General features: G+C 65.0%; 12 protein-coding genes. 10 read left to right on the top strand and 2 right to left on the bottom strand.

All coding sequences use genetic code 11. The features are described from left to right. Nucleotides 1-33 precede the first annotated feature (33 nt). The 6 genes from QOL57_RS20755 to QOL57_RS20780 all read left to right on the top strand — a co-directional run bounded on the left by QOL57_RS20755 (nt 34) and on the right by QOL57_RS20780 (nt 8,093). Nucleotides 34-705, top strand: coding sequence for a CocE/NonD family hydrolase (locus QOL57_RS20755; RefSeq protein ID WP_089241517.1), 672 nt, complete (start codon nt 34-36; stop codon nt 703-705). Next, nucleotides 702-1,802, top strand: coding sequence for a cell division protein ZapE (zapE, locus tag QOL57_RS20760; protein WP_089241515.1), 1,101 nt, complete (start codon nt 702-704; stop codon nt 1,800-1,802). The genes QOL57_RS20755 and zapE overlap by 4 nt, the downstream gene beginning before the upstream one ends. 612 nt (nt 1,803-2,414) lie before the next feature. After that, a complete protein-coding gene (locus tag QOL57_RS20765) occupies nt 2,415-4,826 on the top strand; it encodes a ribonucleoside-diphosphate reductase subunit alpha (RefSeq protein WP_089241513.1) in 2,412 nt (803 codons plus the stop codon). Between the two features lie 128 nt (nt 4,827-4,954). Next, complete coding sequence (locus tag QOL57_RS20770) at nt 4,955-5,974, top strand: ribonucleotide-diphosphate reductase subunit beta (protein WP_089241511.1); 1,020 nt, start codon at nt 4,955-4,957, stop codon at nt 5,972-5,974. A gap of 548 nt (nt 5,975-6,522) precedes the next feature. Next, on the top strand, nt 6,523-6,927 hold the full coding sequence (locus QOL57_RS20775; RefSeq protein ID WP_089241509.1) for a hypothetical protein: 405 nt from the start codon (nt 6,523-6,525) through the stop codon (nt 6,925-6,927). Nucleotides 6,928-6,956: 29 nt separating this feature from the next. Further along, nucleotides 6,957-8,093 (top strand): XVIPCD domain-containing protein, encoded by a 1,137-nt coding sequence (locus QOL57_RS20780; protein WP_089241507.1) that lies wholly within the window; start codon nt 6,957-6,959, stop codon nt 8,091-8,093. Between the two features lie 28 nt (nt 8,094-8,121). Here QOL57_RS20780 and QOL57_RS20785 read toward each other — a convergent pair whose 3' ends face one another. Beyond that, a complete protein-coding gene (locus tag QOL57_RS20785; RefSeq protein WP_089241505.1) occupies nt 8,122-8,757 on the bottom strand; it encodes a LysE family translocator in 636 nt (211 codons plus the stop codon). 92 nt (nt 8,758-8,849) lie between these two features. On the opposite strand from QOL57_RS20785, the gene QOL57_RS20790 reads away from it, so the two are divergent. The 3 genes from QOL57_RS20790 to QOL57_RS20800 all read left to right on the top strand — a co-directional run bounded on the left by QOL57_RS20790 (nt 8,850) and on the right by QOL57_RS20800 (nt 11,327). Beyond that, a complete protein-coding gene (locus QOL57_RS20790; RefSeq protein ID WP_089241503.1) occupies nt 8,850-9,260 on the top strand; it encodes an acyl-CoA thioesterase in 411 nt (136 codons plus the stop codon). A 43-nt stretch (nt 9,261-9,303) separates the two neighbouring features. Next, a complete protein-coding gene (locus tag QOL57_RS20795; protein WP_089241501.1) occupies nt 9,304-10,110 on the top strand; it encodes an NAD-dependent protein deacetylase in 807 nt (268 codons plus the stop codon). A 113-nt stretch (nt 10,111-10,223) separates the two neighbouring features. Continuing rightward, complete coding sequence (locus QOL57_RS20800) at nt 10,224-11,327, top strand: NADH:flavin oxidoreductase/NADH oxidase (RefSeq protein ID WP_089241499.1); 1,104 nt, start codon at nt 10,224-10,226, stop codon at nt 11,325-11,327. A gap of 3 nt (nt 11,328-11,330) precedes the next feature. Here QOL57_RS20800 and QOL57_RS20805 read toward each other — a convergent pair whose 3' ends face one another. Then, nucleotides 11,331-12,239: a LysR family transcriptional regulator gene (locus tag QOL57_RS20805; RefSeq protein WP_089241497.1), complete on the bottom strand. Its 909-nt coding sequence runs from the start codon at nt 12,237-12,239 to the stop codon at nt 11,331-11,333. A 194-nt stretch (nt 12,240-12,433) separates the two neighbouring features. On the opposite strand from QOL57_RS20805, the gene QOL57_RS20810 reads away from it, so the two are divergent. Further along, nucleotides 12,434-12,955: a hypothetical protein gene (locus QOL57_RS20810; protein ID WP_089241495.1), complete on the top strand. Its 522-nt coding sequence runs from the start codon at nt 12,434-12,436 to the stop codon at nt 12,953-12,955. Nucleotides 12,956-12,960: the final 5 nt, after the last annotated feature.

Genomic DNA, 12,960 nt, shown 5'->3' on the forward strand with positions numbered 1-12,960 from the left:
CAGGGCAGCGGCGGGGGACGCTATCATGGTGCCATGCACAAGCCCTCGTTCCCCGTCGCCCCCGGCGAAACCGCCTGCATCTCACTGGAAGGCCCGGTTGGCCCGCTGGAAGTGCTCATCGACCTGCCCAAGGCCGATGTGCCGGTGCAGCCGATCGTGGCCGTCATCTGCCATCCGCTGTCCACCGAAGGCGGCACCCTGCACAACAAGGTGGTCACCATGACCGCCACCACCCTGCGCGAGCTGGGCATCGCCACGGTGCGCTTCAACTTCCGCAGCGTCGGTGGTTCTGCCGGTGAATTCGACCATGGCGTCGGTGAGCAGGAGGACCTGAAGGCCGTTACCGCCTGGGTCCGCCAGCAGCGTCCCGACGACCGCCTGTGGCTGGCCGGCTTCAGCTTCGGCGCGTTCGTTTCGCTGAAGACCGCCGCCGAACTGCAGCCCGAAGCGCTGATCTCGATCGCGCCGCCGGCGGGCCGTTGGGACTTCGGCGGCATCACGCCGCCGGCGCGCTGGCTGGTGATCCAGGGCGAGCAGGATGAAATCGTCGACCCGCAGGCCGTCTACCAGTGGCTGGACACCCTCGATGCGCCGCATGAGCTGGTGCGCATGCCGGACACCAGCCACTTCTTCCACCGCAAGCTGATCGACCTGCGCGGCGCGCTTACCCACGGCGTCAAGCATTGGCTGGGCACGGCGGCATGAGCGAGGTGGAACTGACCCCGACGCAGCGCTATGCGGCCGGGGTGGAACGTGGCGATTGGCAGAACGACCCGGCCCAGCATGCGGCCCTGGCCGAGCTGGACCGGATCCACCTGGCGCTGGTGGACAGCGCCGAGGATGGCTGGCTGGACCGCCTGTCCTCGTTCTGGAAGAAACCCGAGCCGGTCAAGGGCCTGTACTTCTGGGGCGGCGTCGGCCGCGGCAAGACTTTCCTGGTGGACCTGTTCTACGACGGCCTGCCGATCAAGCAGAAGTACCGCACCCACTTCCATCGCTTCATGCGCAGCGTCCACGAGCGCCTGCGCGAGCACCAGGGCCAGAGCGACCCGCTGGCGAAGATCGCCCAGGAATGGCGCAGCAACCTGCGCGTGCTGGTGCTGGATGAATTCTTCGTCACTGACATCGGCGATGCCATGCTGCTGGCGCGCCTGCTGGAGCGGATGTTCGCCGAGGGCGTGACCCTGGTCACCACCTCCAACACGGCGGTGGAGAACCTGTACCTCAACGGCCTGCAGCGCGAGAGCTTCATGCCGGCCATCGGCCTGCTGCAGCGCTACTGCGTGGAGCTGTACGCCGAGGGCACCGAGGACTACCGGATGCGCGCGCTGACCCGTTCGCCGGTGTATCGCGCGCCGCTGGCCGCTGACAGCGACAGCTGGCTGGCCACGCGTTGGGGCGAACTGAGCGGCGGCCAACCGGCCAAGGCCGGCAACATCGAGATCGAGAGCCGCAAGATCCCGGTGCGCGCGCGTGGCAAGAGCATTGCCTGGTTCGACTTCGCCGCCCTGTGTGAAGGCCCGCGTGGGCCGTCGGATTACATCGAGATCGCGCACGAGTTCAACACCGTGCTGCTGGGCGGCATTCCGGCCTTCGATCGCCTGAACGAGGATGCCGCGCGCCGCTTCGTCAACCTGATCGACGAGCTGTACGACCGCCACGTCAACCTGGTCTGCACCGCCAGCACCTCGCCGGTCGAGCTGTACACCGGTACCCGCCTGCAGGGCGCGTTCGAGCGTACGGCCTCGCGCCTGATCGAAATGCAGAGCGCCGAGTACCTGGGTACCCCGCACCGGGCGTGACAACGCCGTCCCCTGGACTCCGGGGGTGGTAGTGCCGGCCGCTGGCCGGCATCCGCACGATGCATCCGCAGGTCACGGGCTGCCGGCCAGCGGCCGGCACTACCCGGTGCCGCCCGTCCACCGGCTGCCCACTGGCTGCCCACCACCTATCCACAGAGTTGTCCCTCGCCTGCATGGCCCTGTCATGTGAAGCTGTCATTGTTCCGCTGGTGGGGCGCTGATTACCGCCACCACGACGCTTTTCGGGCTTGACTGCGCAGCCCGATCCAGCAGGTCCAAAGCGTCCAAACCGGGCGCCGATGGCACGATCCTTGCGGCGCAAGGGATTGACGAATTTCACTACATTTGGCGTTGACGGACCCAACTACCCCCACTATCTTGTGGCTGTCGGTTGTGGGGACCCCAAGCCGCCGGGTCCATGGAATGGATCGCCGGACCCTCCGGTGATACGCCCTCCATGCCCGCAGCGGCACCGGTCAGCACTGCCAGCAGCAGCCACAGGCGCAGGTCTCAATTCCTGCGACACCGGTCTGCCACCCTGGGGTGTCACGTCCCGGGCCGCGTCATCCGATGCACCGAGCCACCATCCATCACGCCAAGAGGACACACGCCGTGACCACCGAGACCAGCGCCACCATCGAGAAGGAAAGCGAGTTCCTGTTGACGTCGCCGCCGACGTCCAACGCGATGAGTGTGACCAAGCGCAATGGCACGACCGAGCTGGTGGATCTGAACAAGATCGTCCGCGCGGTGCAGCGTTCCTCTGAAGGCCTGCACGCCGTCGATCCGATGCGCGTGGCCACCCGCACCATTTCCGGCCTGTACAACGGCGCCACCACCCAGGAGCTGGACGAACTGTCCATCCGCACCGCGGCGCTGCTGATCGGCGAAGAACCCGAGTACGGCCGCCTGGCCGCGCGCCTGCTGGCCAACTTCATCGCCAAGGAAGTGTCCAACCAGGAAATCCACGCGTTCTCGCAGTCGGTGGGTCGTGGCCACGAAGTGGGCCTGATCAACGACCGCCTGTTGAACTTCGTGCAGACCAACGCACGCAAGCTCAACGATGCCATCGACATCTCGCTGGACCTGAACTTCGATTACTTCGGCCTGCGTACCCTGTACGACCGCTACCTGCTGCGCCATCCGCACACCCGCAAGGTAATCGAGACCCCGCAGCAGTTCTTCCTGCGCATCGCCAGCGCGCTGAGCGAAGACGTGCCGGAAACCCTGGCGCTGTACAAGCGCATGGGCAACCTGGACTACCTGCCGTCCAGCCCGACCCTGTTCAACTCCGGCACCACCCACGAGCAGCTGTCCTCGTGCTTCCTGCTGGACTCGCCGCAGGATTCGCTGGAATCGATCTATTCCAAGTACGGCGACATCGCCCAGCTGTCCAAGTTCTCCGGCGGCATCGGCGTCAGCTACACCCGCGTGCGTTCGCGTGGCTCGCTCATCAAGTCGACCAACGGCCATTCCAACGGCATCGTGCCGTGGCTGAAGACCATGGATTCGTCGGTGGCTGCGGTGAACCAGGGTGGCAAGCGCAAGGGCGCGGCCTGTGTGTACCTGGAAACCTGGCACGCCGACATCGAGGACTTCCTCGAGCTGCGTGACAACACCGGCGACGAATCGCGCCGTGCGCACAACCTGAACCTGGCCAACTGGATCCCGGACCTGTTCATGAAGCGTGTCGAATCGGACCAGGAATGGTCGCTGTTCGATCCGCGCGTGGTGCCCGAGTTCACCGACCTGTTCGGTGAAGCCTTCGAGGCCGCCTACCTGCAGGCCGAAGCACAGGGCAAGGCCAACCGCACCATTTCCGCACGCAAGCTGTACTCGCGGATGATGCGCACCCTGGCCGAGACCGGCAACGGCTGGATGACCTTCAAGGACAAGTGCAACCGCGCCAGCAACCAGACCCTGCGCGCCGGCAACGTGATCCACCTGTCCAACCTGTGCACCGAAATCCTGGAAGTCACCTCGGCCGAAGAGACCGCGGTGTGCAACCTGGGTTCGATCAACCTGGGCAACCACTTCGACGGCAACGGCGAGTTCGATTTCGACAAGCTGGCCGACACCGTGCGCCTGGCTGTGCGCCAGCTGGACCGCGTGATCGACCTGAACTTCTACCCGATCGAATCGGCACGTCGCGGCAACCTGCGCTGGCGCCCGGTCGGCCTGGGCTGCATGGGCCTGCAGGACGTGTTCTTCCGCAAGCGCCTGCCGTTCGATGGCGCCGAAGCCCGCGCGCTGTCGAAGAAGATTGCCGAGACCATCTACTTCCACGCGCTGGAAACTTCGGTGGAACTGGCCCAGGAACGTGGCAAGCACCCGTCCTTCGCCGACACCCGTGCGGCCAGCGGCGAGCTGCAGTTCGATGCCTGGAACGTGGTGCCGGAAGATGCCGCACGCTGGGATGCCCTGCGTGAGCGCATCAAGGAACACGGCCTGCGCAACTCGCTGATGATCGCGATTGCCCCGACCGCGACCATCGCCTCCATCGCCGGCTGCTACGAGTGCGTGGAACCGCAGGTGTCCAACCTGTTCAAGCGCGAGACCCTGTCCGGTGACTTCCTGCAGGTGAACCGTTATCTGGTGAACGAGCTGAAGAAGCTGGGCCACTGGACCCCGGAAATGCGCGATGCGATCAAGCTGGCCGACGGCTCGATCCAGGGCATCAGCCAGATCCCGGAAACGCTGCGCCACGTCTATCGCACCGCATGGGAACTACCGATGCGTTCGCTGATCGACATGGCCGCCGATCGTGGTGCCTTCATCGACCAGTCCGCCTCGCTCAACCTGTTCATGGAAAGCCCGAGCATCGGCGCGATGTCGTCCATGTACATGTACGCCTGGAAGCAGGGCATCAAGACCACCTACTACCTGCGTTCGCGTCCGGCCACCAAGATCGCCAAGACCACCGTCAGCCACGTGGCCACCGCTGACCCGGAGAAGGTGTTCAGCCCGGAAGAAGCCATCGCCTGCTCGCTGGAGAACCCGGAAGCCTGCGAGGCCTGCCAATAAGACGCGCCGTGCCGGCGATCGCCGGCACCTCATACCTGTAGAGCCGAGCCATGCTCGGCTGCAGAGAGACACCCACGGTAGCGCCGGGCCATGCCCGGCCGCTCACCCAGGAATTCAAGGAAACACCCATGGCCGACAAGCCCAAGCAGATGCTGCTCGATCCCGGTTTTGAACTGACCCTGCGCCCGATGCGCTACCCGCAGTTCTATGACATGTACCGGAACGCGATCAAGAACACCTGGACGGTGGAAGAGATCAACTTCCAGATCGACATCAGCGACCTGCACAGCAAGATGTCGCCGGGCGAGCGCCACCTGATCCACCGCCTGGTCGCGTTCTTCGCTACCGGCGATTCGATCGTGTCCAACAACCTGGTGCTGAACCTGTACCAGCACTTGAACGCGCCCGAAGCGCGCATGTACCTGTCGCGCCAGCTGTATGAAGAAGCGCTGCACGTGCAGTTCTACCTGACCCTGCTGGACAACTACCTGCCGGATCCGGACGAGCGCGTCAAAGCCTTCGCCGCGGTGGAAAACATCGACTCGATCAAGAAGAAGGCCGATTTCTGCTTCAAGTGGATCGACTCGATCCAGGACCTGAAGCGCATCGAGACACGCGACGAGCGCCGCCAGTTCCTGCTCAACCAGATCTGCTTCGCTGCGTGCATCGAGGGCCTGTTCTTCTTCGCTGCGTTCGCCTACGTGTACTACTTCCGTTCGCGCGGCCTGCTCAACGGCCTGGCCTCGGGCACGAACTGGGTGTTCCGCGACGAAAGCGCGCACATGGAATTCGCCTTCGAGTGCGTGGACGTGATCCGCGAGGAAGAGCCGGACCTGTTCGACGACAAGATGAAGCAGGATGTCTACGACATGCTGGCCGAAGCCATCGAGTGCGAAGTGCAGTTCGCCGAGGACGTGCTGTCCGGTGGCGTGGCGGGCATTTCCACTCGTGACATGCGCCAGTACCTGCAGCACTGCGCCGACAACCATTTCCATCGCCTGGGCATGGAGCGCAAGTACAACGTGCGCAACCCGCTGAGCTTCATGGAACTGCAGGACGTGCAGGAACTGACCAACTTCTTCGAACGCCGCGCTTCGGCCTACCAGGTGGGCGTGAAGGGCGAAGTCGCCTTCGACATGAACTTCTGATCGATCCAATCAGGCCTGTCGCGAAAACCCCGGCCAACGCCGGGGTTTTTCGTTATTGCGGTAGCGCCGGGCCATGCCCGGCGAGCGCGCAGTGCGGAAGGTTTTCAGGGTGCCGTGCGCACCGCCAACCCGGCCAGCACCATGCCCGGATGTCGGTCATCCATCTCCGAGCCGTTGCCACCGGGCGCGTGGATGATGGATTCACATACCGCTTTCGCCAGCGGTGAAGACCGTGGATCGACTTACCGAGCCGACTTGCCACATCGGCGACTGAGTGCCCACGGCCAGTGACCTGCTTGACTCCGACGTCGTGCTAGATTCGCGAAAGTGGGACTCCCGCGAGAGGTACTTTCATGGATGCATGGGTCGAGAAATGCGCTTCTTCATCAAAAGGTGGACTTCGGCGCCGCCCCTGGGTAGCAGGGTATCGCTGCCTCACAATCATTATTGCAGCGTTGGTACTGTCAGCGTGCTCGAGCGGCGCACCACCAGCCCTCTCGCATCATTTGAATCAAAGACAGTCCGTCAAATCAGGGAGTGAAACTGGTATGGAGCGATTCAAGAACGACATCGAGCGTTTGGCCGGCGTGCGTTTTGATGATGTCGATGCATTGAGTGAGCAGCTTCACACGCACCTGGGTGCGCCGACGCGACAGGGCCTGAGGGACGAGCGGACCGCAGAACGCGGAATGTTGGGCGACCTTGAGGTCCGGAACATCACGCTGAGAAGTGATGTCGACAATCCTGCGCTTGCAAAGCTGACCTTCGATGTCGCGCCACCAAGCATTGCGCTCGAGGAGATCATCTGGGAGGACTCCACCATAGAGCCACCTCACCCCGATGCGCCTGGCTCCCGCGCTTACTGGTCCGCTCAGGTGAACGGAGTCAAGGTCGTGCTCCAGCTCGCCCCTGACCAAAAAACGCTTACCCATGTACTGATCAGTCAGCGCTGACCGCCCTGTCATGGCGCAGGAGCCACACCGTGGAACGTACTGAAGACTTTGCACTGCCACAGCAGCAGGAGGCCAGTCGCCCAGGAGCTGCACGCCGTCCGGCTTCGCCATTGGTTGACCCATCGTTGGCGCCGTTTCTGGCTAAATCCCCAACACTTCGAGCGGGTCTCGCGCAGGCCGAACGCGACGATCTGGAGGTCATCTGGGGGCAAGCCGGTAAAGGCACCTATCTTGTACCTGCTGAGAAGATCGTTATTGACGAGAACGCGATCGGGCAAGGCGCCAGAATCGCACGTTCCCTTTCTCACGAAGTTGGGCACCATCTCTTCACCGAACCATCAGATCCGACGACTAAGCAATCCTATGTAAACAGCAAGTTGCGAGGAGAAGCAGCTGCGACTCTCAGCAATGTCCAGGTCCAGCGCGAAATTGTTGCGGCTGGAGGACCGGACATTGGCGTGTCGGGCACAGGCAATCGGCCACAGCAGTATGGAGCCATTGCGGTGGAACTCCAGGCTGGACGGATCAATCGCAGCCAAGCGATTGAACAGATCGCTGAGGTTTTCAAGACGGAGACTCCATCTGTTGGTCCTCATGCGAATTACGAGCTTTACTACGGCGCGTTCTATGACCAGCACATAGCGCCCTCGCAGCGACGACGCAGGCCAGAGCCAGAACTTGACGCCGAGCGCACCGCAGTTGCGGAGAGAGTTGGCACTCCCGCCGACGACTCACCGTCGCTACATCGAGTGCCTTCTTCAACAGCTGAACTTGGCGATGCAGACCGTGCTCTCTATATGCAGATCAGGGCTGGTGTGGAACGCTTGGACACCGAGCATGGGAAGCCGTGGGACGAGTCGAGTCAGCGCATGTCCGCAAGTCTGCTGGTACTGGCGAAGGAGCAGGGGCTTTCGCGGGTTGACCATGTTGTGTTGAACAACCCGACAGAAAGCCTGGCTCGTGGGGAGAGGGTCTTCATAGTGGAGGGAGCAATGGATGATCCAGCCCATCGCCGAGGACACATGAATACGATGGATACGCTTCGTGCGCCTGAAGCGGAGTCGCTTCATCGTGCTGATGCATTGAGTCAATCGCAAGCAGCGATCCTTGAACTACAGCCGGCACAGCATGTTCATACGCAGGACGGCCCATCGATCTTGAGATAGGAGTATCGCTGCAGCATCGGAAGGGTCATCACCGCCGCCCATCCACCGCCATGCGCACGGCCAGGCCGGCCAGCACCGTGCCCATGAACCACCGCTGCACCGCCTGCCAGGTGGGACGCGCAGCCAGGAAGCCGGCGATGCTGCCGGCCATCATCGCGATGATGCCGTTCACGCTCACGCTGACCAGCAGCTGGGTGGAGCCCAGCACCAGCGACTGCATCAGTACGCCGCCTTCGCTGTCCGGGTGCAGGAACTGCGGCAGCAGGGACAGGTACATCACCGCGACCTTGGGGTTCAGTACGTTGGTCAGGAAGCCCATCGCAAACAGCTTGCGCGGGCCATCCACCGGCAGGTCACGCACCGCGAACGGCGAGCGGCCGCCCGGCTTCAGTGCCTGCCAGGCCAGATACAGCAGGTACAGCGCGCCGCCGATGCGCAGCGCGTCGTAGGCGAACGGCACGGTCATCAGCAGCGCGGTGATGCCCAGCGCCGCGCACAGCATGTAGAACACGAAGCCCAGCGCCACCCCGCCCAGCGAGATCAGCCCGGCCACGCGGCCCTGGCAGATCGAGCGCGAGATCACGTAGATCATGTTCGGCCCGGGTGTCAGCACCATGGCCAGCGAGACAAGGGCGAAGGCCAGCAGGTCGGACGTGGCGGGCATGGCGGGTTCACGCAGTGGGGGTGTCGAAGTGTAGCGCCGCCTGCACGCCGCCTGCCTTAAAATCCGTCTTACCCCACACCCGAACCGCCCCCATGACCCCCATCCCCGAGACCGTGCCGCCGACCGAAGTGCGCATGGCCGAAATCGTCTTCCCCAATCACACCAATCACATGGGCACCCTGTTCGGTGGCCAGGCGCTGGCATGGATGGACAAGGCCGCCTTCCTGGCCGCCGCCCGTTACTCGCGCCGCACCGTGGTGACCGCGCGCAGCGACCAGGTCGATTTCAAGCTGCCGATCCGCATCGGCCAGATGGTGGAGACCATCGGCCGCATCGTCGAGGTCGGCCGCAGCTCGATGAAGGTCGAGGTGGAGCTGATCGCCGAGGACCTGCACAGCGGCGAGCGCAAGCTGTGCACCCGCGGCCACTTCGTGATGATCGCCCTGGGTGAGGATGGCCACCCGGTGACCGTGCCGCAGCTGCCCGGCGCGCCGGCGGCCTGAGCCCGTGCTTGCGGGGGCGCCCGCGCGCCCCCATCTGGCTGCCATGACCCTGCCGCTCACCGACTTCATCGACCGTGCCCAACGCCTGTTCGTGCTGACCGGCGCCGGCTGCAGCACCGCTTCGGGCATTCCCGATTACCGCGATGCCGATGGCCAGTGGAAGCGCACGCCGCCGGTGACCTACCAGGCCTTCATGGGCGAGGCCGCCACCCGCCAGCGGTACTGGGCGCGCAGCCTGCTGGGCTGGCCGCGCTTCGGCCAGGCCCGGCCCAACGGCACGCATCAGGCGCTGGCCGCACTGGAGGACAGTGGCAAGCTGCAGGTGCTGCTGACCCAGAACGTGGATGGCCTGCACCAGCGTGCCGGCAGTCGCAACGTGATCGACCTGCACGGCCGCTTGGATCTGGTGCGCTGCATGGGCTGCGAACGTCGCAGCGAGCGTGAGGCTTTCCAGCAGCAGCTGCTGGATGCCAACCCCGGCTGGGAGTCGCTGGAGGCCGGTATCGCGCCCGACGGCGACGCCGACTTGGAAACCGACTTCTCCGCGTTCGCGGTGCCGGACTGCCCGCACTGCGGCGGCCTGCTGAAGCCGGACGTGGTGTTCTTCGGCGAGAACGTGCCACGTGAGCGCGTGGATGCGGTGCATGAGCACCTGCAGCAGGCGGATGCGGTGCTGGTGGTGGGCTCCTCGCTGATGGTCTATTCCGGCTTCCGCTTCGTGCAGGCTGCGGCCAAGGCCGGCCTGCCGGTGGCCGCGCTGAACCGTGGCCGCACCCGTGCCGACGATCTGCTGCAGTTCAAGGACGAGCGCGACTGCGCCGAGGCGCTGGCTGGCTGGACCACGCGCTGAGCCAAGCATGGGCTCGGCTGCGCCTTCCCACGAAACAGCGATCTACCCACACGGTTGATCTATCGGCCGCACAGCGGTGCAATACGCACCCCCTTTGATACACCCCCACTGCCGTGAGCCAGCTGTTTTCGCCGATCTCCTTCGGCCCCCTGACCCTGTCCAACCGCATCGTCGTCGCGCCGATGTGCCAGTACTCCGCCGAAGACGGCCGCGCCAGCGACTGGCACGCCATGCATCTGGGCAACCTGGCGCAGTCCGGCGCGGGCCTGCTGATCCTGGAGGCCACCGCGGTCGAAGCGCGCGGCCGCATCAGCTGGGCCGACCTGGGCCTGTGGGACGACGGCACCGAAGCGGCACTGGCGCAGGTGCTGGCCAGCGTTCGCCGCTGGTCGCCGATGCCATTGGGTGTGCAGCTGGCCCATGCCGGCCGCAAGGCCTCTACGGCGCGCCCGTGGGATGGCGGTGGTCAGCTGCCGGCCGATGATGCGCGCGGTTGGGCCACGGTCGCACCGTCGCCGCTGCCGTTCCATGCGGCAGACCCGGCGCCGCAGGAACTGGACGAGGCCGGCATCGCCGAAGTCGTTGCTGCCTTCGCCGCCAGCGCGGTGCGCGCCGAGCGCCTGGGCTTTGAGCTGATCGAGATCCATGCCGCGCACGGCTATCTGCTGCACCAGTTCCTGTCGCCGCTGAGCAACCGCCGCACCGATGGCTACGGCGGCTCGCTGCCGAACCGTCTGCGGATGCTGGTGGAAGTATTCGACGCGGTGCGTGCAGCGGTGTCGGACAAGGTCGCCGTGGGCGTGCGCATCTCCGCCAGTGACTGGGTCGAGGGTGGCTGGGACATCGTGCAGAGCGAGGCGCTGGCACAGGTGCTGGACGCACGTGGCTGCAACTTCCTGCATGTTTCCAGCGGCGGCCTGCATGAGCGCCAGAAGATCAGCGTCGGCCCCGGCTACCAGGTGCCGTTCGCGGCGGCGATCAAGGCCAAGAAGGTGCGGATGCCGGTGGTCGCGGTGGGCATGATCACCGAGCCGGAGCAGGCCGAATCGATCCTGCGCCACAACCAGGCCGATGCCATCGCGCTGGCCCGCGGCATCCTGTACGACCCGCGTTGGCCGTGGCACGCCGCTGCTGCGCTGGGTGACAGCGTGGTGCCGGCGCCGCAGTACCTGCGCTGCGAGCCGCGCGACGCACGCGGCGTGTTCAGTCCGCGCTGAGCATTACACCTGCCAGGCCGGCGGCAGGCCGGCCTGCAGGTGCTCGAACAGCGCGCGGATCTTGGCGGTGAAATCGCGGCGGTCGCTGACGCAGAAATAGACGTCCATCGGTTCCGGCTGCCAGTCGGTGCCGCAACCGAACATCGCCTGCAGGCGCCCGTCACGCAGGTACGGCTCGGCCACGAACGCTGCCAGCCGGGTGACACCGGCACCGGCAGCGGCCAGTTCGGCCAGCGCATCGATGTCATCGCAGACCATGCTCGGCGGCAATGCCGCGTCCACGCGTTGACCATCTTTCAGCAGGCCCCAGCGCAGCGGTCGGCCGTCGGTGGGGAAGCGATGCAGAAGGCCGCGATGGGCGGCCAGCTGCGCCGGTTCCAGTGGCATGCCGTGTGCCTGCAGGTACGCCGGCGATGCGCAGAACACGAACGGAATACGTGCCAGAGGACGCGCCACCAGCCCGTCCTCCAGCTGCGCGCCGATGCGGATGCTTGCATCCACCGCCTCGGCACCGTGCTGCACGGCGCGATCGGTCAGGCGCAGTTCCAGCTGCAGCTGCGGGTAGCGCTGCTGCAGTGAGGGCAGCAGCGGTGCCAGCACGTGCCGGCCGAACGCGCTGCTGCTGGCGATGCGAAGGGGCCCGGCCGGTTCCACGTCGCCGGTGACCATGGCCTGCGCGCGTGCCAGATCGGCTTCGAGATGCCGCACCTGTGCCAGGTACACCGTGCCGGCCTCGCTCAGCGCCAGCTGGCGCGTACTTCGGTTCAGCAGGCGCACGCCCAGGTGGGCTTCCAGGCGGTTGATGTTCTGGCCCACGGCGGTGGCGCTGATGCCAAGGGTGCGTGCCGCAGCGGCAATGCTGCCGGTCTCTGCGGTGCGGGTGAAGCTGCGGATGAGCTGCAACAGGTTCATGACCGACCAGCTTGCCATGCGGAAGGCCAAGTATCGCTTGGGTCTGTACCAAGCGCCGCTTTGCCCGCGAACCCCGGCGGCCGGTGGCATGGGAATTGTTGCAATGCAGGCGTTGCGAGACCGCACGCACAATCCTGCCGCAACGCCCCGCACTACGCTGACCTTGGCACGTCCGCCGCATACAGGAGTGCATCATGCAGAACCGCACGCGCGTCTCTTTACTTATACTGGTGCTTGCCTACTCCACTGCCACTGCCACTGCCACTGCCGCCCAGACGGACGATGGTGTGCGGGAATCAGTACGTGAGCAGGTGCTCGTCGCGCAGAAGAACGCGCAGATTTCCAGCGCAGCGCGCCTGGACAGCTACCTCGCCGTGATCCCCGTGGATTCGCCGCTGGCGCTCCTGTCCGTGCACGGGCTGGAGCAGTTCCTGACCTCGCTGTCGTTCAACGAGAACGGCCTGGTTGGCTACTCGACGGAAGCCATCGCCAGCGAGCTGAGCTACAGTCAAGCCCACCGGCTGCTGTCGCTGTTCGGTGCCGAACGCACACTCCGGCTGATGCCAGGGTTGCGTGTCGAGAATGAGGTTGATCGCGATATCCACCGCTCATATGTCCAATCCGGTGAGCTCGTGGAGGATCACATGGGATATCGATGTGTCGCCCGTGCCACGTGCAGAGAGGCCACAGAGTTCGTCTGCATGTCGGGTTGTTGAGCGCG

This window comes from Stenotrophomonas sp. yr243 (assembly GCF_900184195.1).
In the GTDB taxonomy this organism is placed as follows: Bacteria; Pseudomonadota; Gammaproteobacteria; order Xanthomonadales; family Xanthomonadaceae; genus Stenotrophomonas; species Stenotrophomonas lactitubi.